Source organism: Corynebacterium guaraldiae, from assembly GCF_053480195.1.
The window spans coordinates 41,021-62,834 of sequence record NZ_JBRBAU010000011.1 but is presented as its reverse complement, the minus strand read 5'-3'; the positions used below and the strand labels follow the sequence as shown (position 1 = coordinate 62,834).

Below are 21,814 nucleotides of genomic sequence, written 5' to 3'. Positions count from 1 at the left end.
TGCCGCCTCCTTTATTTTTATCTATTTCTTCCAGGGCTCAATCGGGTTGCCCTGCCAAACGGAATTGCTCGGGACCTGATCGCCGCGCATCACCAGGGAGCCGGGGCCCACCGTCGCCACGCTGCCAATGACTGAGGCGGGCAGCGCCACCGAGTGCGAACCCAAGGTTGCACCGGCCTTGATAGTCACGGTGTCTAAGCTCATCACGCGGTCCTGGAACAGGTGGGTCTGCACCACGGTGCCCGGGCCGACGGACGCGCCGTCGCCCACGACGCAAAGATCGGTCTCCGGGAACCAGTAGGAGTCGATCCACGCACCGCGGCCAATCCTGACGCCCAGCGCGCGTAGGCCCAGATTGATCTCACCCATGCCATAGGTGTGGCTAAAGAACCACGGGGCAGCAACCGCCTCAACGAAGGTGTCTTGGAGCTCGTTGAGCCACACGAAGGCGGACCACAGCGGGTGGTCGCCGGCGGTCTGCGTGCCCACGCAGATCCACTTCGCGGCTACCGTAACCGCCATGGCGATAGCGCCCGCCGCCATGAGGACGAGGCCGCCGAGGGCCCAGGCGGCGGCGATGCCGAGGGCGTCGGCAAGCGCGTAGAGCGACGCCAGGGTTCCTGCCAGCAGCATGGCCGAGGTCATCGGCGCCAACAGGCGCATGGTCTCAATCGCGCCGCGCGCGGCCTTGACCCCAAAGCCCGGGTTATAGGTAAGGGATTCACCCTCCACGCCGTCCACGTGGGCCTCGACGCGGCGCATGCGCTCCGGCGGGGAACCCCACCAGTTGGCGCCGGACTTGGTCTTCTTCGGCGTTGACGAGAGCACGGCAACCAGCGAGTTCTTCGACAGCTTGCGGCCCGGACCCGTGATGCCGGAGTTGCCCACGAAGGAGCGCTTGCCCACCTTGGTCTCACCCGTGAGCATCCAACCGCCGCCGAGCTCGTAGCCGCCGATCATGGTGTCATCTGCCAGGAAGGCACCGTCTTTGACCTCGGTGAGTTTGGGCACCATGACGGCCGTGGAAATCTCCACGTCCTTGCCAATCGTCGCGCCCAAGGAACGCAGCCACGCCGGGGTGAGCTGCGAAGCATAGATGGGGAAGAGCTGAGTGCGCGCCTCATCCATGAGCCTCTCGATGGTCCACAAGCGCCAACCTTTGGCGGAGCGCACTGGTGCAACACCGGGTGTGATGCCAATCGAAAGGAGGCGCACGCCCAGCCAGGTTTGCAGCATATAGGTAGCAAATGCCACCAGGGCGCCGAGCGGCGCGAAGAAGATGGAGCCGACGAAGGCGGAGCCATCGGTCAGTGCGATGAGGCTAACGACGACGGCCGCGCCGACCGCCAGCGCCACAATGGGCTGCACGGCTAGCAGGACGGACGTGAAGTCGTAGACAGGAACCCATAGCGGACGGCGCTTCGGGGCATGGGACGGGAAGCGGTGTTTGGAGCGGCCCACCTTCTTCGCGGGGGAGCCGGACCAACGCTGGCCGTCCTTGACCTTCTTGCGCCCCGTCACGGTGGAGCCGGCCTCCACGTGGGCGTACTTGCCCACGACGGTGCCCGGCAGCAGCGTGGAGCGCGCACCCACGCGCGCGCCTTCCTTGACCTCAATGGCGCCGACGCGGAGAATATCGCCGTCCAGCCAGTAGCCGGTGAGGTCCACTTCCGGTTCGATAGCGGCGTGCTTACCCAAGGTCAGCAGGCCGGTGACGGGTGGCAATGAGTGGAGATCCACGCCGCGGCCAATCTTCACGCCCAAAGTGCGGGCGTAGTTATTGACGCGGGTAGCGCCCGCCAGGGAGCTGGCGCCTATGGCATTAACCCAGCGCTCGGCAGCCCAAATGCGCAGGTGCGTGGAACCGCCGCGCGGGTACTCGCCGGGCGTGATGCCGGCGGTGATTAGCCGCGCGCCGTAACCACCCAGCGGGATGCGCCCAACCGGGGTGACGAAGACGACGAGCAGGATGGCCACCAGCCACCACGGAGTCATCATGGCCCACTCCACACCCAGCAGGTTCGCCACGTTGGAGCCCAACAGCAACCAAGCTAGCCAGCTCGTGGCGGCCATAGTCATCACGGGGATCTGGATGAGCGTTTGCGCGATGCGCGTGCCGGCGCGCACGGGCGCTACCTCGCGGGCGGGGCCGGAGTCCTCGACGGATTCGGCGTCGGCAAGCTGCTCCGCGAGTGAGCCCAGGCGTGGGTGATCATAGAGATCGCGCACGGCCACGGTGGGGAAGCGCTCGCGGATGCGGCCGACCAGGGTCGCCGCGGCCAGCGAGGTGCCGCCGAGGGAGAAGAAATCTGCGTTGACGTCCTCGACAGACACGCCCAGGGTGTCCACCCACAGCTCTGCCAGCCACTGTTCGGTGGGGTTGAGGCCGGATGCTTCCACACCCACGCCGGGAAGTGGCCACGGCAAGGCCTTCTTGTCCACCTTGCCGGAGGTGCGAATCGGCAGCTCCTCCATGACGCAGATGCGGGGGACGAGCGCGGCCGGCATGGATTCCGCGAGGCGGGCGTGCGCGGCCTCGTGATCGAAACCGGTGTCCGGGTCATCCAGGGAGACATAGCCGACGAGCACGGACTCGCCGCCGGGTGTCTTCTGCACGGCCACGGCGGAGTTATACACGTTCGGCAAGGCGGCGACGTTGGCCTCGACCTCACCAAGCTCGATGCGGCGGCCGCCAATTTTCACCTGGTCATCGACGCGGCCAACAAAATACAGGCCGTCCTCTTCCAGACGCACGTGGTCACCGGTGCGGTAGGCACGCTCCCAGCCCATTGACTCCAGCGGCGCGTACTTCTCCGCGTCCTTGACCGGGTCCAGGTAGGTGGCCAGGCCCACGCCACCGATGACGAGTTCGCCCACCTCACCGATGTTCACGGGGACGCCGTGCTTGTCGACGACCACCAAGTCCCAACCCTTCAATGGCAACCCAATCGACACGGGCTTGCCGGGCAGCATGCGCTGCGCGCAGGCCACGACGGTGGCCTCGGTGGGGCCGTAGGTATTCCACATCTCGCGGTCCTCGGTGGCCAGACGGTCCACCAGCTCCTGGGAGCAGGCCTCGCCGCCAACGATGAGGAGGCGGATGTTGTCCAGGGCTTCGGCGGGCCACAGGCCAGCCAGGGTGGGCACGGTGGAGACCACCGTGATGTCGCGGCGGATGAGCCAGGGACCTAAGTCCATGCCGGAGCGCACTAGGGAGCGCGGGGCTGGCACCAGGCAGGCGCCGTGGCCCCAGGCCAGCCACATCTCCTCGCAGGAGGCATCAAAGGCCACGGACAGGCCGGCCAGGACGCGGTCGTCCGGGCCGAGTGGGCCCTGCGGGCTATCGGCTAGGAAGAGGGCTGCCTCGGCGTCGACGAAGGCGGCCGCGGAACGGTGGCTCACGGCCACGCCCTTGGGCTTGCCCGTGGAACCGGAGGTAAAGATGATCCACGCGGTGTCTTCTGGACGCGGTTCGTCGAAGGGGGTGGTGTCGCCTTCGCCGCTACGGGAGGCTGATGTTTCCCGGAGCATGCGGAAACCTTCGTCGGTGAAGACACCGTCGATGTTAGCCTCGCCGAAGACCATCTCGGCGCGTTCATCGGGGTCGTCGGCGTCGACGGGCACGTAGGCCGCGCCGGCGGCGAGCGTGGACAGGATGGCCAGGTAGAGCTCGCGCTTGCCGGAGGTCATGCGGATGCCGATGCGGTCTCCGCGCCGCACACCGCTGGCGTGGAGCTCGGTGGCCCAGGCGGAGACGTCGGCAAGCAGCTCGGCGTAGGTCAGGATCTCACCGTCATCCAGGGCGGCAGCCTCGGGGTAGTTCTCTGCTGTGGTGCGCACGACGTCCCACAGGGTGCGCGCCGGTGCGGCCTCGGAACCTAGGAGGTAGTGCGCGGGAACCTCGGGCATTGCTGGGGTCTCGGGCTCGTCCGCCTGGAGGGCGTGGCGGCCTCCGGTACTAGGAAGATTATCGGGCTCCGTCATTTAGGCATCACTGCTTTCTGCATCACCGGGCGCGTCGGCCGCGATGATGGCGGTGGCCAGCTTGCGCAGGTGCTTGAGCTGCTTGTTGGTGGACTCGTCGAGGGCTTCATCCTCGGCCTTCGCCACCAAGACCGCGAGCTCCTTGTGGGCCTTGGTGCCTTTCTTGGTGGAGGCAATGATTTGGCGGCGGCGGTCTTTGGAGTCACGTTCACGCTTAACCCAGTGGCGGGACTCCAGTGAATCGAGGAGGCGCACCATGTCGGAGGCGTCGATGGCCAGGGTTTCCGACAGGGCGGACTGGGAGGACGCGGTCTCTGCAACGAGGCAGGTGAGCACCCAGTATTCGCGCAAGGTAGTCCGCTGTGTTTGCAGCGCGGCCTCGACGCCTTCGCGGGTGCGGCGGCGGAGGCGCTCCAGCTGGAAGGAGGGGGACTCCAGGAGTGCGGTAGGGATGGAAACAGAATTCAATGAAGGCATGCCGATGATTCTAACGCGCCTACGGTGGCATGCCTAAATTATGGGTTGTGGCCCACTAGTTTCAGGCTGAGGCTAGCTTCTGCACGATGAGTGTGTTGAGAGAAACGCCTTCCCGTTCTGCTTCGATGGTCAGGTCTCGGTGAAGTGACTGAGGTATGCGGAGGTTGAACTTCCCCGAGTAGCTTCGCTGTCCGAATGGTTCTGGGATGTGTTCATTGTTGCGTTGCATATCTTCTAGAGTTTCTTCGACGACGCTGCGCAACTCGGCTTCTGCGGTGGTCGCAGTAGCATCCAGCCATGACAGGGAAGGGAACTCTAGGACTGTGGCAACGAACTCGCCATCTTCTTCTGACCAAGCGGTTTGGTAGGTGTATTTGTCTGCGAGGTTCATGATCTGCTCCTAGAAATAGAAGTCACACACAAGTTGCAGCTCTGAGAAGCGGACGTTTGTCCGTGAGGCCCGCATCTTTGTGAGGATCTTTTCTATCTTGGAAACCACACCTGTATGGTACCGCAAATGGTACCACTAGTGGTTTGGGTAAACCATAGGGCAGCCTTGGGCCTTCCAACCATCCGTTCCGCCCTCGACGTTGATGACGTCCCAGCCCTTGGTGTGCTCCAAGTACTGGCAGACCTGCATGCTGCGCCCGCCTAGGTGGCAGATGACGTAGATGTCTTGGTCCGGGTCAATCTCGTCGATGCGATCAACTAGTTCGCCCATCGGGATGTGCGTGGCGCCCTGGGCGTGCTCGGTGTTCCACTCGTGGTCCTCGCGGACGTCGATAAGCTGGGCGTTCTCAGGTACTTCCTGTGGCGTTACGTTTCTCATGCCCCATACCCTAGTCACGCATAGGGCCTAGTGTTGTTACTCCACTCGTCGCGTCCACGGAAGAGCTTCAAACTCTGCGCGGTCCCCGTTCACAAACCGTTCAAGGAGGGACAAGGCTTCGTCGATGTCCTCTAGGAGCATCTGGAAGTTTTCTTCCTCACCGTTGTTGTGGCCCCATTCGACGAGGTAGCGTGCCGCTCCTGTTTCTGAGGGTTGCACGCGGTCGACCTGGCAGTAGTCGCCCGGGACTATTCGGTCAAAGGCTGCTACCCACGCTCCCACTTCGGGGAAGCCGTCCTGGCGAACTGCCTCGAGAAGGTCATCGTTGAAAAGATACGCAGCTGAGCCGAAGACCGTGGCGTTGACCATGAAGCGCTCTTCCTCAGGGATATCTGAGGACGACTTCTGATCTTGCCAATTCACTTTGTCCACCAACTGCGCCGGGGAGTAGGTGAATTCAACCATCAAATCCAGAGCAAGGGGCAGTGGGATGGATGGGATTTCGTGTAGGTTCCCGTCGGGGGTGACAAGGTCAAGCGAAACGTTGTCGCCCGTATAGGTTGTTTCCAAGGTATAACGCTCCTGGAAGTCCACCTGACTCCCGGATCGAACCTCAAGCCTCCATCCTGTGAAGAGGCGAAGGCCTGCTTCGAGTACGGAGGAGGAGGTGGTCACCTCCCAAGTGTTCACATACAACTTATCCGCGAGTAGCTTCAACTGGCAGCTCTCAGCCCCCGGAAGCGGCTTGCCCGACGGGTTGTACAGTGCCAGGGAATCATCGACAACAAGCGAAATGCCATGATCCTGCGCCAGATGAGTAAGCCTCTCTATTGTGACCGACCTGACGTCGGCAGGGATGAGCAGCCGAGTGAGTGCTTGTGCCTCCACGTGCTCCTCGGCGAGGAGGATTTCGCTTCCGAGCTTTGAGTTAATCCTCTCAATATATTTCTGCATCCGAGGGCTGGGCTCGCCATTATGGTCAGCACGGATGCGGTGCATCATGCATACTGATGCTTCTGTCCACTGCTCCTCGCGCTCCGGAAGCTCCATTGCGGTGACCGTGGTGTACGGTGCCGGATCCGAAGATGAAGAGTCCGGGAAGACCGTGGAAATCATCTCGCCGTTGCCGTCCAAATAGTGCTCCGCCACTGCGATGACTTCGTCTGCGATGTCGAAGGTCTGCACATTGTCGGTGCCGAGGTTATCGTAAACCTTCGCGGTCCACTGTCCTTGCGCATTGCGGCCGTAGGCCAGGGAAAACGTTGGCCATTTGTGTAGATGGACCATCACGCCTGCGGGGAGCTCCTTCACCGCGTCCAGCCGGCGCCAGGGTGTTTCGTGGCGGACTGAAGCATCCAGGATTGGCTTAGATTCACGTTGAGGCAACGGCTCCCACGCAAGTTCTTCGATCAACGGGTTGTGATCACTGAAGGAAAGCAGAATCTCTCGTGCTTCTTCGTAAGTATCGACAGTGAGCGTGCGGAATACTGGTTCAGTGGCCTCTGGAGGGAGGCTGGACCATATCAGTTCGAACTGCCCGCTTGCGCGCACGTGCATGGACATATCGAGGCCGTAGCTGCGTTCTTCCGAGCCATAGTTGACTACCTGAAGCCACGTTTGCTCGGACACCGGCAGGCGCAGGGCGTCCTCAAAGGCGCGATCAAGCATCGGTCTGCTGACCTGTCGCCACATAGTTCCCATGCAGTTCCTGATGGAGGAAAGGCCATTGCTGCTCGTGGGGATTCCAGTCGCATTAAAGAGGATGTCCGTGGTTCCAATGAAGACCACCAAGCCGTGGTAATACGCCAGCAAAGCTAGCTTTTCTTGGAGTTCTAAATTGCTCGAATCCATCGTGACCGTGACGGCCGAATGCGCGGGCACGTCCTGTCCGAAGAGTTTGGAGAGTGCGGCCGATGCTTCTTCCATTTCTGGATCCGGCTTCCGGAAGGAGTCCAGCCCTTCCGTCTGAATTAACTCCAGAAAATAGTCATGGTCAGCAATCTTTTCTCGGTTAAAGCGCACGATGTTGAGCTGCACGTCCATTAAGCGGGGTCCTTCCAGAGTGGGTTGGGTAAGGGCACGGACAAGCTTATGCGTCTTGCGTCACAGTTTCCTTGGGATCCTGTGGATGGTCTCTGTCAGGGTGCTCTTGTGGACGGTGGGCAGGCGCGGGCTTTAGCGGTGCGCTGAGAGGTACTCCAAGATGGCTTTCACGCGGCGGTTGTCCTCGCTGGGGTCCAGCCGCAACTTGGTGAAGATATTGGAAACGTGCTTGGCCACCGCGGCGGAAGAAAGGACGAGCTCGGCGGCGATGTCCTTGTTGGATTTGCCGCGGGACATCAATTCAAGCACCTCGCGCTCGCGCGGGGTGAGCTCGCCCAGGCCGCTGCGCCCGGAGCTCATTAACGCCTGTGCCACGGTGGGGTCGATGACGGTGCCGCCCTGGGCTACCACGTCCAAGCTGGAGAGGAAGTCCCGCACCTCGGAGACGCGGTCCTTCAAAAGATAGCCGGTGCCGGCATCGGGGGAGTCGAAGAGCTCCACCGCGTATGCCGGGGCCACATACTGGGAGAGCACCATGACGGGTAAGCCCGGGTATGCATTTCTCAAGTTCACGGCGGCCTTGAGCCCATCATCGCCCATGCCCGGCGGCATGCGCACGTCCGTGATGACGATGTCCGGAAGCTCATCGCGCAGCTTATCCATCACGGCCTCAAGCTCCGGGGCGGAATCCGCCTGGCCCACAATCTGATGCCCGCGGCGCTCCAGAAGGCCAGCTAAACCTTCGCGCAAAATGGCGGAGTCATCCGCCACGACGATTCTCAAACTCATTTCTTAAACTCCTGACTGTCCGCGATCGAGAAGAAGAGGAATCGAGCACGCCAGCCTCGTCGGCCCGCCCGGGGGAGAGGATAGCGTCATCTCCCCGCCGAAAGCCGCGAGGCGCTCGGCCATCCCCGCCAAGCCGTGGCCCGGCACCACCCGCGCGCCGCCTGGCCCCTCATCTACCACGGCGATTTTCAAGGAGGCATCCGCGGTCACTAAAACAGACACCGGCGCGCCGGGCGCGTGCTTGGCCGCATTGGTCAAAGCCTCCGTGCCGAAGAAGTAGCCGCAGGCCAGCACGGAGGCGGAGAGCTTGGGCAAAGGATGCGGGGCGAAGACGCTGACGTGGGGGCCGTGGGAGGAAGCAACGTCGGCAAGCGCGGTCACCAAACCGTGATCCTGCAGCACCTGCGGGTGGATGCCGTGCACCGTGGCGCGCAAGGATTTGAGGCCGCGGTCCACGTCCTGTTTGGCGGCGGTAAGCAGCTCGGTGAGGTCAGAGGGGGCGTCGAGAAGAGCCTCCCCCAACTTCATGCTCGCGGCCACGAGGTATTGCTGCGCGCCGTCGTGTAAGTCGCGCTCGATGCGGGCGCGCTCCACCTCATAGGCATCCGCGATGGCGCGGCGCGAGGCCGTGAGCTGCGCAATCTTCTCCGCTTGCTGCTGCTCATGGTTGGTGGGCTGGGGCTTTCTTCGGAACACAGGCCCAGCATAGTGGTCCGCCCCTGCGGCAGGGGTAGTGCTGGCACTACCTTAAAGAGCAACGCTAGGGCTGTTCTTTAAGCGGGCCTGAGACGGTGAAATGAGAGACATGGCACAGATACTTTCCCTGACAGACATCACCAAGGATTTCGGCGGCGGCCCGGTGCTCGCTGGAATCTCCCTCGACATTGAACCGGGCGAGCTCGTGGCCGTCATGGGGCCGTCCGGCTCCGGCAAGTCCACGCTGTTGCACTGCATGTCCGGCGTGCTCACCCCCACGCACGGCAGTGTGCGCTACGGGGATGAGGAGCTCTCCGCGCTTGGCGACGCCCCCCGCTCCCGCACCCGCCTGCGCAATTTCGGCTTCGTCTTCCAAGACGGCCAGCTGCTGCCGGAGCTGAGCAACGTGGACAACGTGGCGTTGCCCGCGATGCTTAACGGTATGGGGCGGGGTGCAGCCCGCAAGCGCGCGATGGAACTGCTGGACCAACTGGGCCTGGGCGGTTTGGCGGAGCGCCGCCCAGCGCAGGTTTCTGGCGGCCAGGCGCAGCGCGTGACTATTGCGCGTGCGCTGGTGGCTAACCCGGGCGTGGTCTTCGCCGACGAGCCGACCGGTGCGCTGGATCAGTCCACGGGCCACGAAGTCATGCAGATGCTCACCACCATCGTGCGCCAGTCGGGTGCCAGCCTGGTCATGGTCACGCACGACCCGAAGGTGGCCGACTGGATGCAGCGTCGCGTGGAGATTCGCGATGGCATCATCCACGACGACCGCCGCCTCGAGGTGATTCGATGAACACCGCGACTTTGGTCTTTGACCTGCAGCGCGAATCCATTCGCGCGCGATCCGGAACAGGAATTGTCTCGGTGCTGGCGATTGTGAGCCTGACCATTGGCTCCGCCATCGCCTTCCTGGTCGCGGGCGGCACCTGGATGTTTTGGGAGCGCGCCCAGCACGTCGAGGATGCCGCCCCGGCACTCAAGGAGGCCTTCGGCAATGAGATGGAGGCCTTCCTCTATCCCTGGTTTGCCCTAGCCCTTTTTGCTTGTGCGTTCATCCTTCCGGCGCTGTTTAACCTCACTGCCCAAGCCGCCGTCCTGGGGGCGTCCGGCAGGGAGCAGCGCCTGGCCACCCTGCGCCTGTTGGGATTGAGCTCCCGCCAGGTGGAGCGCATGGTCATCGTGGAGACGGGCCTGCAGGCGGTGATCGGCATCGTGCTCGGCGGGCTGATCAGCCTGCTCGTCGCGCCGGTCTTCACCCAGCTGGATTTCCAGATGCGTTTCATTGCTCTGTCCGAGCTTCTCCTCCCGTGGTGGGGCTACCTCGCCGTGGCGGGTGTGCTTTTCCTGCTGGCCATCGGCGCAGCACTCGTCGGCATGCGCCGGGTGCGGGTGAGCCCGCTGGGCGTGGCCAAGCGTCAGATGCCCGCGGCTTATCGCTGGTGGCGCGCCATCGTCTTCCTCATCATCGTGGCGGTCGGTGGGGTTTTCCTCTCCGGCAAGGCGGGCCCGCCGACCGCCATGGTCATCGTGGTCATGTTCGGCATGCTGATGAGCATCAACCTCATCGCTCCCTTCATCCTGCAGCTCGGCGCGCACATCTTGTCCCTCTTCCCGGGCACCGCGCACTTCGTGGCCTGCCAGCGAGTGGCAGGTAATGCGCGCCCCGCCTGGCGGCGGAGTGCGGCCATCGGCTTCTTCGGCTACTTGGCGGGATTCCTCGTTGCCGCACCCCTGGGCGCAGACGCTTTGGCCCTGGTGTTGAAGGAAGACCCGGGGATGAACGTGGTGTTCAAGGACATCTCCACCGGTGTTCTATTAACCCTCATTTTTGGCTTCACGCTGACCACCATGTCCATCATCCTGGGACAGGTCTCCGGCATCTTTGAGGATAAGGAGCTCATCCGCTCCCTGGATCTCATGGGCGTGCCGCGCGGCTTCCAGTTCCGCTCCGGTGCCTGGACCGTCATGGGGCCGGTCGTGGGCTTGAGCTTCTTCGGCTTCCTCTTCGGCGGTGGCATCGCCTCGCTGATGTTCTTCTCCAGTGTCGATTCAAGCGACGTCGATGTTCTCGGCCGCATGCTCATGGCCTTCGGATTCCTGGCCATAGGTTGGTTGGTCACGCTGCTAGCCATTGTCATTGTTGAACCCCTGCGCGGCTACGTGCTGCGCACGGGAGGAAGGAAAGAATGAAAACTGTACTGAAAATCTTCGGCGGACTGTTCCTTGTTGCCCTCATCGCCGTGGTCGCGGCCGTGTACTTCTTCGGCCCCTCCTATGGTGGGGCGCTGTTGGGCAAGCCCTACTTCCTCTTCAACGCCAGCGAGAAGCGCATCAATACAGCGATGGTGGATACTGCAGCGATCTCCGGAATCTATGGCGAGAGCGAGGAATTCCAGCGCGCCCGCGAGGCTTTCAAAGAGGACCCCACGAACGCTGAGCTCCTCGATGCTGCCATCGATGCCGCCGGCGGCAAGCACTCCAACATCTTTAGCGCCGAGAAGGAAAAGGCCATCGAAAACACTGAACCCTCGGTTTCCTTCGAGGACGGCGTTCTGCGCGCCACCGTCCCGTCCATCGGCCGCCACGATGATGGCCAGGCCTACGCCGACACGCTCGCTCAAGGTCTGACCGCCCATCCGGAGGCCTGCGCTGCCGTGGTGGATCTGCGCGGCAATGGCGGCGGCGACATGGGCCCGATGTACGCGGGACTCAGTCCGTTGCTGCCGGATGGCACCGTGCTCTCCTTCGTCAGCCGGATGGGGACTACTGACGTCACCATCGACGGCAACTCCGTCACCGGCGGTGGCACGCCCACCACCACGTCGGGCGGCAAGCTTGAGGTCCCCGTCGCCGTGCTCACCGACGACGAAACCGCGTCCTCCGGCGAGGCCACCCTCCTGGCCTTCCGCGGCCTGGATAACGTGCGCACCTTCGGCGAGCCGACCGCCGGCTACGCCTCTGCGAACGTGGTTCTGGATTATCCGGACGGCCGCTCGCTCATGCTCACCACGGCCAAGGACAAGGCGCGCACGGGCGAGGAGTTCGCCGAGGATCCCATTGCCCCCGATGCCCCGGAATCGGAGCTCGATGGCTGGCTCGCGTCCCACTGCAGTTAGTTAGCTGCAGTGTTAGTAAGCCGCAGCGTTAGTCAGCCCAGTTCGTTGTCGGCACGTTGCGGCTGAACAGCTGCAACGCTAGCCTGCCCAACGCTCGCCTTCCCACCGCCAGTAATGATGCCACTTCCACGGCGGAGGAACGAGCTCGCCTCGCCCTTTGATGACCGCGAGAACCTGGTGAACCGCGACGTCAAGGTGATGCTCAATTGTGGCGGCGGTGAAGTGGAGGGGCCGGTAGCCGCGCTGGATGGCGTCGTTAAGCTTCTGGCGGTCGATCTCGAAACGCTGCCGGTTCTCGCCTTTGTGGTAGGCGTATCCGTCCACCTCGATGGCCACCTTGTGTTCCTCTAGGAGCAAGTCCCAGCGGTAGGGGCCAATCCGCACGTTGTTGCGGACTTTGACGTGGGGATCGAGACCCCGGGTGAGGTCGCGCTCCGGCTTGCTATCCGCCCCGACGATGGCCTTTTCCAACACCTCACGCGTGTGCTTGGGCAGGCGGCGAAAGTCCAGCTGTTCCGTCTCGATGCGCGAGCGCCCATGCGGCCCGGCGAAGAAGGCCTCGATGAAGGCCACGGCATCCTCGTGCTCCATCGCCTCAACGCATTGCAGCGGGCTACACACGTTTACCCCATTCATGCTGCCCAGCGCTTTGGGCCGCGCCCGTCGGCTCCGGAAGTACGTGCTCGGTGCCATCGTTCCTGCGCGCAGGAAGTGAAGCGGAAAAGTTAGTTCTTGGCCAAGATACTGCTGGGCGGCGGAATAGCCATCCAAGGCTGAGTCTGGCCAGCGTCTTGAGACGATTTCAGCGAGCTCGCGCGGCGTTGGCACCGCAGATAAATACAGACCGCGACAAATCTTGATTGCCTGGCCGTTAGCCGCGCGGCGAGTGCCCGCGCGTCCCTCGAAAATTTCCATGTGCCCCCGATGAGTACGTTTCTAACAAATAAGCCCCCAGAAACCGCTGTTTTCGGCCCCCTATTTGATCGAATCGTACGTCACGAACGAGGAGTTGTCGCGGTGACAAAGAAAAAGGACGTTTCGATCAAATAAGGCCTCTCAAACCCCCGGGTCTGGGGCCCTATTTGATCGAAACGTCCCTTAGAAGTGCGAATTATTTGAAGCGAGCCTTAGCCTCTTCGAGGATCTTCTCTGCCTCAGCCTTGTCGCCCCAGCCGGAGCCGGTAACTTCCTTGTTCGGCTCCAGGTCCTTGTAGTGGACGAAGAAGTGCTCGATCTCGTCCTTGATGTGCTGCTCCACATCGTTGATGTCCTGGTAGCGCTCCCAGCGCGGGTCATCGATGACGGCGAGCAGCTTGTCGTCGCCGCCGGCCTCGTCGGTCATCTTGAATACGCCGAGAATGCGGGCCTCCACGACAACGCCCGGGAAGACCGGCTCCGGGAGGATCACTAGTGCGTCGAGCGGGTCGCCGTCCTCACCCAGGGTGTGGTCGATGAAGCCGTAGTCAGCCGGGTAGGCCATCGGGGTGAACAGGTAACGGTCGAGGTGGACCTTGCCGGTCTCGTGGTCGATCTCGTACTTGTTGCGGGAGCCCTTAGGGATCTCGATGGTTACTTCAACGCTCACGGCTGAATCCTCCATAACTAATAGGTTGGCATGTGCTCCGCATAGTCTACCGCGCTAGTCTAAAGGGCGATGAAAGCTAAGCATGTCTGGTGGAGTACTGCGGCCCTCGTCACGGCCGGCGTCGTGGCGGCGACGGCCGCAGTGGGCGTAGAAGTCCAGCGCACCTACGATCAACTGGACCACGGCCAACCCTATAAGCAGGCAGAACCCGAAACGCTGCTCCAACCCGTCGAGCCTGGTGAGATAGACACCGCCGCGCTTAAAGCGAAGTTGGATGAGCTGGGCAAAGACAAGGCTCTCGCCACTTTCGGCGGTCAGGTCATCGACACCACCACCCACGAGGTGCTGTGGGAGCGCGAACCCGCAAAGCCGCTCACGCCTGCCTCCTCGACCAAGGTCCTCACCCTCGCCGCAGCAACGCTCGCGCTCGATGAAGAAGAACGCCTCACCACGGAAGTGGTCAAAGGCGATAACGATGGCGACGTGGTCATCAAAGCCTCCGGCGATGTGTGGCTGACGGACGAGCGCCTCGATGAGCTCGCGGAGCAGATCAAGAAGCACATGAGCACCGTCAACCGAGTATCCATTGATACCTCCGTCTGGGCCGGCCCCGACCAGGCTCCCGGCTGGGACGATGACAATATCGACGGTGGCTATGTCGCACCCATCCAGCCAGCCATGCTCTACGGCGGGCGCATCGGGGAGAAGACCGGGGACGTCCCGCGCTCCCATGAGCCGGCACTCGACGTCGCCCGCGCGCTCGCCAAACGCCTGGGTACCGATAAAGTCGACATGGCCCCCGCACCCGACAACGCGGAGGCCATCGCCTCCAGCGAGTCCGAGCCGCTGGCCTTGCGCGCGCAGCAAGCGGCGAAGGACTCCGACAACGTCATGGCAGAGGCCATCGCCCGCGAGCTGGCCATCAGCCAAGACGCGGAGGCAAGCTTCGACGGCGCCGCGCAGGCCACCCTCGACGTGCTCAGCGGCGCCGGCATCGACGTCAACGGCGTCACCTTAAAGGACGGTTCCGGTCTCTCCCGCGATAATCGCATCCCGGCAAGCCTCCTCGCCCACATCGCGGATCAAGCCGTAGCCGCCGAAGAGCTACGCCCACTGTTGGGCTACCTCCCCCTCGCCGGCGGCGAAGGAACCCTCTATGAGCGCTATTCCGATTCTCCCGCCCGCGGCTTCGTGCGCGCCAAGACCGGCACACTCACCGGAACCTCCGCGCTGACCGGCACCGCCCAAGGCCAGTCGGGCCGGGTTTATGCCTTCGCCTTCCTGGTCAACGACGGCGAAGTCACCTCCGCCCGCCAGGCCCAAGACGCCCTCGCCGCCGCACTCCATGACTTCTAAGAAACCTTTTTGGCCACGTAAAAGCCCCAACTTCTTGGCCTGCCGGGTGGCCGCCCGCGCCGTGGTGGGGCAGCACCCCCGCGCCATCGCGGTGGGTTTGTCCGGCGGGGCCGACTCGCTGGCGCTGACCGCGGCCCTCGTCGCAGAAGGTCATGAGGTCACAGCGCTCTGCGTCGACCACGGCCTACAGGAAGGCTCGGCCGCACAGGCGCGCCGGGCTGCCGACCAGGCTCGTGGATTGGGAGCCGGGGCGGAGGTGTTGCCGGTGGACGTCGCCAAGCACGGCTCCGTTGAGGCCGAAGCCCGCGCCGCCCGATACCGTGCCTTCGCACCCTGGGGCGAGGTGGCGGTGGCTCATACCGCCGATGACCAGGCCGAAACCCTGCTGCTGAGCGCCCTGCGGGGGAAGGTGGCGGGCATGTGCGAGCGCTCCGAGGTGGAGGGCGTGCGCGTGCTGCGCCCCCTTTTGCGCGTGCGCCGTGCGCAGACCGAGGGCGCCTGCGCGGAGCTGGGACTGGAGGTCTGGCAGGACCCGCAGAACCAGGACCCGGCCTTCCGCCGCGTGGCGCTGCGCCGCGAGATCCTCCCGCGCCTGCAGGAGATCCTAGGCGGTGACCCCGTGCCGGCTTTGGCCCAGGCAGCCTATGACGCCGCGCTTGACGACGCCTTCCTCACCACCCACCCCACCCCCGACTGCGCCGAGCTGGCCGCCCTTCCCGAGCCGAAGCGCCGCCGGGCGATTGCCGCGTGGCTGCGCGAGGAAGGGGTAGAGGTTACGCGCGAGGCGGTGCGCGGCATCGATGCCCTGTGCGTGCAGTGGCATGGGCAGGGGCCAGTCGCCGTCCGTGGTGAAAAGAGAGGTACAAGGTTGGAAGTCGCACGCGTTGGTGGCAAACTGTCACTATTGCCTCGGTCAGCAAAGGAGCGCTCACGTGCACGACACCCATGATTCAGCCGTCCCCGCCAATCCTTATGGAGAGGACATTAGAAACGTACTCGTCGCCGAAGACGATCTTCAGGCGCGCATCCAAGAGATGGCGGACCGCGTTTCCGAGAAATACAGCAACGCCGATGATGACCTCATCCTGGTGTGCGTGCTCAAGGGTGCGGTCTTCTTCTTGACGGACTTTGCCCGCAAGCTCACCATTCCGTCCCAACTGGAGTTCATGGCGGTGTCCTCCTATGGCAACTCGGCCTCCTCCTCGGGCGTGGTGCGTATTTTGAAGGACCTGGACCGCGATATCGAGGGCCGTGATGTGGTCATCGTGGAAGATATCATCGACTCCGGCCTGACCTTGTCCTGGCTCATCCGCAACCTGCAGGGCCGCCACCCCCGTTCACTGGAAGTGGTCACGCTGCTGCGCAAGCCTGAGGTAGTCAAGGCGGAGCTGGATCTCTTCGACGTGGGCTTTGATATCCCCAACGAGTTTGTCGTGGGCTATGGTCTGGATTTTGCGGAGCGCTACCGTGACCTGCCCTATGTGGGCACGCTGGAGCCTGCGGTATACAGCAACGACTAGTTTTTCTTGCCCTCTGTTGCATGAGGCCTCGAATTCGCAAGGTAATTAATGAAAAATAAGAACATCATCCGCTATGGCTCGATCGCGGGCCTAGTTCTCATCCTGCTGTACGCTTTCACGTTCTTTAGCAATGATGCCCGCAGCTTCAAGCAGGTGGACACCTCCGTGGCCATGCAGCAGCTGACGGATAAGAACGTCGAGGAAGCACAGATCGATGACCGCGAGCAGCAGCTGCGCCTCAAGCTCAAGAAGCCGGTGACGGTGGAGGAGCAGGAAGGCGTCGAAGAGGTCATTGCCAAGTACCCGGCCCGCGCCTCCGAGCAGGTCTTTAACGCGGTGAAGGGCTCTGGTGCGGAGAAGTACCAGACCAAGGTGACGCAGGATTCCTTCATCGGTTCCATGATCAGCTTCCTGCTGCCGATGCTGATCCTCTTCGCGCTGCTGTTCTGGCTTATGACCCGCATGCAGCAGGGCGCGGGCGGCATGTTCGGCATTGGTGGCTCCAAGGCCAAGGAGCTGACCAAGGACATGCCCACCAACACCTTTGCGGATGTTGCCGGTGCGGATGAAGCGGTGGATGAACTCCAGGAGATCAAGGACTTCCTGGATGATCCGGAGCGTTACCATGCGCTGGGCGCGAAAATCCCGCGCGGCGTGCTGTTGTACGGCCCTCCCGGCACGGGTAAGACCCTTCTGGCCCGCGCCGTTGCGGGTGAGGCCGGCGTGCCTTTCTATTCCATTTCCGGTTCCGACTTCGTGGAGATGTTCGTCGGCGTCGGTGCTTCCCGCGTGCGCGACCTGTTCAAGCAGGCCAAGCAGAATAGCCCGTGCATCATCTTCGTCGATGAGATTGACGCCGTGGGCCGCCAGCGTGGTTCCGGTACCGGCGGCGGCCACGATGAGCGCGAGCAGACGCTGAACCAGTTGCTCGTGGAGATGGATGGCTTCGGTGACCGTGAGGGCGTCATCCTCATCGCCGCCACCAACCGTCCCGACATCTTGGACCCGGCGCTTCTGCGCCCGGGCCGCTTCGACCGCCAGATCCCGGTGACCAATCCGGACCTGGCCGGCCGCGAGCAGATTCTGCGCGTGCACGCTAAGGACAAGCCGCTGGCCAAGGAAGTGGACGTGGCGCAGCTGGCCAAGCGCACCGCCGGCATGTCCGGTGCGGACCTGGCCAACGTTCTCAACGAGGCTGCCCTGCTCACCGCGCGCATTGGCGGCAACGTCATTACCTACGACGCGCTGGAGGAGGCCACCGACCGCGTCGTCGGCGGCCCGCGCCGCCAGAGCAAGATCATCTCTGAGCATGAGAAGAAGGTCACCGCCTACCACGAGGGCGGCCATACCTTGTCGGCGTGGGCGCTCAAGGACATTGAGCGCGTCTACAAGGTGACCATCCTGGCCCGCGGCCGCACCGGCGGCCACGCCATGACCGCGCAGGAAGACGACAAGGGCATGTACACCCGCGACGAGCTTTTCGCTCGCCTCGTCTTCGCCATGGGCGGGCGTGCCGCGGAAGAGCTCGTGTTCGGCGCACCGACCACCGGTGCCTCCTCCGATATCGAGCACGCCACCAAGATCGCGCGTTCTATGCTGACCGAATACGGCTTCAGCCCGGACCTGGGCACCGTCAAGTACGGCCAGGAACAGGGCGATCCCTTCAGCTATGCCGGCGGCGGTGGAACCATTGACTACTCGGATTCCGTGGCCACCAAGATCGATGAGCAGATGGCGTACCTCTTGGACCGCGCGCACCAGCAGGCCTATGACATCCTGTCCGAGCACCGCGACTACCTGGATAAGCTCGCCGAGATGCTGCTGGAGAAGGAAACCCTGCGCCGCCCGGACCTCGAGGGCATCTTCGAGGGCATCGAGCCGCGCGAGGCCTTCGACGTCTTCCCGAACGAGGACGCCCGCTTCCCGCGCCAGGCTGGCCGCGAGCCGGTGAAGACCCCGGTGGAGCTGGCCCAGGAGCGTGGTGAGGAACTGCCGAAACGCATGACGCTTCTCGACGCCTCCCGTGCCGCCCGCGAGCGCCGCCATGCGGAGCTGGAGCGCGCAAAGGAGAACGGCGGCGAGCCCGCTGACGCCGCCGGGACGGCGGCGCCGGTCAAGGAGATCGGCTTCAGCTTTGGCCAGCACGCAGGTGACTACGTGGATCCAGAGAAGGGCAACACCTTCTTCGGGGAATCCGAGATCACCGAACCTACCGGCCGCGAGCTCAGCGAGGACCGTGCCGAAAGCGATGGGGCACGCGATGAGACCGTGGCTCCTGAGCAGGCCCAGCCGGCGGCGGAGCAACCGGCTGAAGAGCAGAAGGGGCCCAGCAACGAGGTCACCCAGGAGATTCCGCGCGTGCCGGAGTCCGCTGCACCGCAGCCAGAATCACAGTCGGAATCGCAGGCGCAACCGCCAGCACAGGCACAGCCTCAAGCACAGCCACGCGAACGCGAGCAAGAGCGCCGCGGCCGCCACGCCAAGCCGGAGGAACACGCCTGGGGCGCGCCCGGCTGGGGAGACAACGAATACCGCAACAACCCGTACAAGGATGGCGAGACCAATGAGCGATAACATCCCGGCGCAGCGCGAGTTCGATCACGAGCGCGCCGAAGCAGCCGTCCGCGAACTTCTCATCGCCGTGGGCGAGGACCCCGACCGCGAGGGCCTGCGCGAAACCCCGGCCCGCGTGGCCCGCGCCTATGCGGAGGTCTTTGCCGGCTTGCACCAAGATCCGACCGAGGTCCTCCACAAGACCTTCGCGGAGGAGCACCAGGAACTCGTCCTCGTGCGCGATATCCCCATCTACTCCACGTGCGAGCACCACCTTGTGCCCTTCTACGGCAAGGCGCACATCGGCTACATCCCGGGCCCCGACGGCCACGTCACCGGACTGTCTAAGCTGGCCCGCCTGGCGGATATGTACGCCAAGCGCCCGCAGGTCCAGGAACGCCTCACCAGCCAGATCGCCAACGCCCTCGTGGACGTCCTCCACGCACAGTCCGTCATCGTGGTCATCGAGTGCGAGCACCTGTGCATGGCCATGCGCGGCATCCGCAAGCCGGGGGCTACCACGACGACCTCCGCGGTCCGCGGCGGTTTCAAGAAGAATGCGGCCTCCCGTGCGGAGGTCATGAGCCTCATTAGGAGCTAGTTTCCATGGCAGTCAGCAACCTCACCGTCCCCGGCCGCACGCTGGTCATGGGCATCGTCAACGTCACGGAAGATTCCTTCTCTGACGGCGGACGCTGGATTAATGTCGACGACGCCATCGCGCACGCCCGGCACTTGGTGGCCTCCGGCGCGGACATGATCGATGTGGGCGGCGAGTCCACCCGCCCGGGTGCAGTGCGTGTCGCGGCCGAAGAAGAGGAGCACCGCGTCGTGCCCGTCATCAAGGCGCTGCACGAGGAGGGGATCAAGACCTCCGTGGATACGATGCGAGCCTCGGTTGCTCAAGCTGCCGCCGAAGCTGGTGCCGACATGATCAATGACGTCTCCGGTGGTGCCGCCGACCCGGAGATGTACCGCACTATGGCGGCTACCGGTCTGCCGGTGTGCCTCATGCACTGGCGCACCGTCCAATTCGGTTCGGCCGCCGGTGTGGCCGACCACGGCGGGGACGTGGTGCGCGATGTCCACGAGTCCCTGGCGAAGCTCGCCGATAACGCCCTCCAGGCAGGTGTTAGCCACGACAATATCGTGGTGGATCCGGGCCTGGGATTTGCCAAGTCCCCGCAGGATAACTGGGCTTTGCTCAAGGCGTTGCCGGAATTCCTGGAGGGCGAGTTCCCGCTGCTTGTGGGCGCTTCCCGCAAGCGCTTCCTCGCCGCCATCCGGGAGGATCGCGGTGTCGAGTCCAGCCCGCTTCTCGCGGATCCGGCCACCGCGGCCGTGACCGCCATTTCCGCACAGATGGGAGCGTGGGGCGTGCGCGTGCACGAGGTTGATGTCTCCCGCGATGCCGTGGATGTCGCCGCGGCCTGGAATGCGGGCGCGGCGTATACCGGCGGCGAGCATGCCTCCGGTAGCTACGCCAACGGCGCCGATGGAGGCACCGTGGTCTCGACTTCGCTGGGGAGGGCTTAAACCCATGGCGGATCGCATCGAGCTCACCGGCCTGGAATGCTTTGGCTACCACGGCGTCTTCGAGGAAGAGAAGAAGACGGGGCAGCCCTTCATCGTGGACGTCACATGTTGGTTGGACACCGCGGGCATCGAGGATGACCTGTCACGGACGGTCAACTACGCCGAGCTTGCCGACGTCGCAGCAAACATCGTCGAAGGCCCCTCCCGCGATCTCATCGAAACGGTGGCCGCTGAAGTCGCCGAGACCGCGATGCAGCGCTTCGAGATCCTCCACGCCATCGAGGTGACGATCCACAAGCCGAAGGCACCCATCCCGCGCACCTTTGCCGACGTCGCGGTCGTAGCGCGCCGCTCCCGGAAGCGGATGGCAGGCTAATGCGCGCTGTCTTGTCCATCGGGTCCAACATGGAGGATCGCCGCGCGCTCCTGCAGACCGTTTTCGATGAATTCGCCGCCGAGACCGTTGCGGCCTCCCCGGTCTATGCCACCCCGCCGTGGGGTGTGACTGACCAAGATGAATTCCTCAACGCAGTGCTTATCGTGGACGTGGACTGCACTCCGCTGGAGCTGCTGCGCCGTGGCCAGAAGTTGGAAGAAGCCGCCGAGCGCGTACGCGTGCGGCACTGGGGTCCGCGCACCTTAGACGTGGACATCGTGCAGATAGACGGCGTTACCTCCGATGATCCGGAGCTCACCCTCCCGCACCCCTATGCACACGAGCGCGCTTTCGTGCTCGTGCCGTGGTTGGCTGCGGATGAGCACGCGGAGCTCAACGGCACCCCGGTGCGCGAGCTCATCGCGGGCCTCGATGAGGACGAGGTCGCAGCGGTGAAGGAAGTGGGGTAGGCGATGAAGAGGACGTCGATCAGCGCGCTCGTCGGCGTGGCCCTCTTCGTGGCCGCAGCGGCCGCCATCCTCACCACCCGCTTTTATGGCTCAATGCTGGCCATTCCGGCAACGGTGTCGATTTCCCTGTGGGCCATGGCGCTGGTCTGTGTGCTGTTGACCCTCAAGGTGCGCGGCGCCAAGGACGATGAGCATGGCATCGGCCTGGATAACTCGCAGCTGAATCCCATGACTATCGCGCAATTCCTGCTCGTCGGTAAAGCCTCCGCGTGGACCGGCGCCATCGTGGGTGGGGCCTATGCGGGAATGGCGGTCTATGTCGTGCCGCGCGCCGGCGAGCTCGTTGCTGCGTCCGGTGACCTGACCGGGGTGGTGACCTCGGCGCTGGGTGGTGCCGCGATGTGCGTTGCCGGAGTGGTGCTGGAGCGACACTGCGAGGTGCCACCTCCATCTGATGGTGCACAAGCGGTAAGTTAGTGGG

At 63.7% G+C, this 21,814-nt stretch carries 21 protein-coding genes; 12 read left to right on the top strand and 9 right to left on the bottom strand.

Annotated elements, in window-relative coordinates; genetic code table 11:
• Nucleotides 1-21: 21 nt before the first annotated feature.
• From ACUY3D_RS09625 to ACUY3D_RS09595, 7 genes are all read right to left on the bottom strand, one after another.
• Nucleotides 22-3,984 carry a Pls/PosA family non-ribosomal peptide synthetase gene (locus tag ACUY3D_RS09625; RefSeq protein WP_448240984.1) on the bottom strand — a complete coding sequence of 1,321 codons (3,963 nt, stop codon included), beginning with the start codon at nt 3,982-3,984 and terminating at the stop codon, nt 22-24.
• Nucleotides 3,985-4,461, bottom strand: coding sequence for a MarR family winged helix-turn-helix transcriptional regulator (locus tag ACUY3D_RS09620; RefSeq protein ID WP_070522684.1), 477 nt, complete (start codon nt 4,459-4,461; stop codon nt 3,985-3,987).
• 61 nt (nt 4,462-4,522) lie between these two features.
• Complete coding sequence (locus tag ACUY3D_RS09615; RefSeq protein ID WP_070522687.1) at nt 4,523-4,852, bottom strand: type II toxin-antitoxin system HicB family antitoxin; 330 nt, start codon at nt 4,850-4,852, stop codon at nt 4,523-4,525.
• Between the two features lie 135 nt (nt 4,853-4,987).
• Nucleotides 4,988-5,290, bottom strand: a complete 303-nt coding sequence (locus ACUY3D_RS09610; RefSeq protein ID WP_070522692.1) for a rhodanese-like domain-containing protein — start codon at nt 5,288-5,290, stop codon at nt 4,988-4,990.
• Between the two features lie 36 nt (nt 5,291-5,326).
• The gene (locus tag ACUY3D_RS09605) at nt 5,327-7,333 is read right to left on the bottom strand and encodes a hypothetical protein (protein WP_101736064.1); all 2,007 of its coding nucleotides are present in this window, start codon (nt 7,331-7,333) and stop codon (nt 5,327-5,329) included.
• 132 nt (nt 7,334-7,465) lie between these two features.
• Nucleotides 7,466-8,122, bottom strand: a complete 657-nt coding sequence (locus ACUY3D_RS09600; RefSeq protein ID WP_250224367.1) for a LuxR C-terminal-related transcriptional regulator — start codon at nt 8,120-8,122, stop codon at nt 7,466-7,468.
• A gap of 3 nt (nt 8,123-8,125) precedes the next feature.
• Complete coding sequence (locus ACUY3D_RS09595; RefSeq protein ID WP_448240982.1) at nt 8,126-8,818, bottom strand: sensor histidine kinase; 693 nt, start codon at nt 8,816-8,818, stop codon at nt 8,126-8,128.
• A gap of 109 nt (nt 8,819-8,927) precedes the next feature.
• Here ACUY3D_RS09595 and ACUY3D_RS09590 point away from each other — a divergent pair, with 109 nt between their 5' ends.
• The 3 genes from ACUY3D_RS09590 to ACUY3D_RS09580 are packed head-to-tail and all read left to right on the top strand — an operon-like array spanning nt 8,928 to nt 11,937.
• Complete coding sequence (locus ACUY3D_RS09590; RefSeq protein ID WP_101736062.1) at nt 8,928-9,614, top strand: ABC transporter ATP-binding protein; 687 nt, start codon at nt 8,928-8,930, stop codon at nt 9,612-9,614.
• Entirely contained in the window at nt 9,611-11,011 is a 1,401-nt protein-coding gene (locus ACUY3D_RS09585; protein ID WP_101736061.1) for an FtsX-like permease family protein, read from the top strand. Before ACUY3D_RS09590 ends, ACUY3D_RS09585 begins: the two co-directional genes overlap by 4 nt.
• Nucleotides 11,008-11,937, top strand: a complete 930-nt coding sequence (locus tag ACUY3D_RS09580; protein WP_101736060.1) for a S41 family peptidase — start codon at nt 11,008-11,010, stop codon at nt 11,935-11,937. Before ACUY3D_RS09585 ends, ACUY3D_RS09580 begins: the two co-directional genes overlap by 4 nt.
• Nucleotides 11,938-12,015: 78 nt before the next feature.
• Here ACUY3D_RS09580 and ACUY3D_RS09575 read toward each other — a convergent pair whose 3' ends face one another.
• Nucleotides 12,016-12,852 (bottom strand): endonuclease domain-containing protein, encoded by an 837-nt coding sequence (locus tag ACUY3D_RS09575; protein ID WP_101736059.1) that lies wholly within the window; start codon nt 12,850-12,852, stop codon nt 12,016-12,018.
• Nucleotides 12,853-13,048: 196 nt separating this feature from the next.
• Complete coding sequence (locus ACUY3D_RS09570) at nt 13,049-13,522, bottom strand: inorganic diphosphatase (protein ID WP_070522711.1); 474 nt, start codon at nt 13,520-13,522, stop codon at nt 13,049-13,051.
• A 69-nt stretch (nt 13,523-13,591) separates the two neighbouring features.
• Between ACUY3D_RS09570 and dacB the strand changes: the two genes are divergently transcribed.
• Genes dacB through ACUY3D_RS09525 form a run of 9 tightly spaced genes read left to right on the top strand, consistent with a single transcriptional unit; the run spans nt 13,592 to nt 21,810 of the window.
• Complete coding sequence (gene dacB, locus ACUY3D_RS09565) at nt 13,592-14,878, top strand: D-alanyl-D-alanine carboxypeptidase/D-alanyl-D-alanine endopeptidase (protein WP_154762493.1); 1,287 nt, start codon at nt 13,592-13,594, stop codon at nt 14,876-14,878.
• Nucleotides 14,868-15,827, top strand: coding sequence for a tRNA lysidine(34) synthetase TilS (gene tilS / locus ACUY3D_RS09560; protein ID WP_154762494.1), 960 nt, complete (start codon nt 14,868-14,870; stop codon nt 15,825-15,827). The genes dacB and tilS overlap by 11 nt, the downstream gene beginning before the upstream one ends.
• The gene (gene hpt, locus ACUY3D_RS09555; protein ID WP_070532240.1) at nt 15,811-16,398 is read left to right on the top strand and encodes a hypoxanthine phosphoribosyltransferase; all 588 of its coding nucleotides are present in this window, start codon (nt 15,811-15,813) and stop codon (nt 16,396-16,398) included. The genes tilS and hpt overlap by 17 nt, the downstream gene beginning before the upstream one ends.
• 48 nt (nt 16,399-16,446) lie before the next feature.
• Nucleotides 16,447-18,972, top strand: coding sequence for an ATP-dependent zinc metalloprotease FtsH (ftsH, locus tag ACUY3D_RS09550; RefSeq protein ID WP_448240979.1), 2,526 nt, complete (start codon nt 16,447-16,449; stop codon nt 18,970-18,972).
• Nucleotides 18,962-19,552 carry a GTP cyclohydrolase I FolE gene (gene folE, locus ACUY3D_RS09545; protein ID WP_070532246.1) on the top strand — a complete coding sequence of 197 codons (591 nt, stop codon included), beginning with the start codon at nt 18,962-18,964 and terminating at the stop codon, nt 19,550-19,552. The genes ftsH and folE overlap by 11 nt, the downstream gene beginning before the upstream one ends.
• Nucleotides 19,553-19,557: 5 nt before the next feature.
• Nucleotides 19,558-20,487 carry a dihydropteroate synthase gene (gene folP, locus ACUY3D_RS09540; RefSeq protein ID WP_070564120.1) on the top strand — a complete coding sequence of 310 codons (930 nt, stop codon included), beginning with the start codon at nt 19,558-19,560 and terminating at the stop codon, nt 20,485-20,487.
• Nucleotides 20,488-20,491: 4 nt separating this feature from the next.
• On the top strand, nt 20,492-20,863 hold the full coding sequence (gene folB, locus ACUY3D_RS09535; protein WP_070564117.1) for a dihydroneopterin aldolase: 372 nt from the start codon (nt 20,492-20,494) through the stop codon (nt 20,861-20,863).
• The gene (gene folK / locus ACUY3D_RS09530) at nt 20,863-21,333 is read left to right on the top strand and encodes a 2-amino-4-hydroxy-6-hydroxymethyldihydropteridine diphosphokinase (RefSeq protein WP_070532253.1); all 471 of its coding nucleotides are present in this window, start codon (nt 20,863-20,865) and stop codon (nt 21,331-21,333) included. Before folB ends, folK begins: the two co-directional genes overlap by 1 nt.
• 3 nt (nt 21,334-21,336) lie before the next feature.
• Nucleotides 21,337-21,810 carry a DUF3180 domain-containing protein gene (locus ACUY3D_RS09525; protein ID WP_070532256.1) on the top strand — a complete coding sequence of 158 codons (474 nt, stop codon included), beginning with the start codon at nt 21,337-21,339 and terminating at the stop codon, nt 21,808-21,810.
• Nucleotides 21,811-21,814 lie beyond the last annotated feature (4 nt).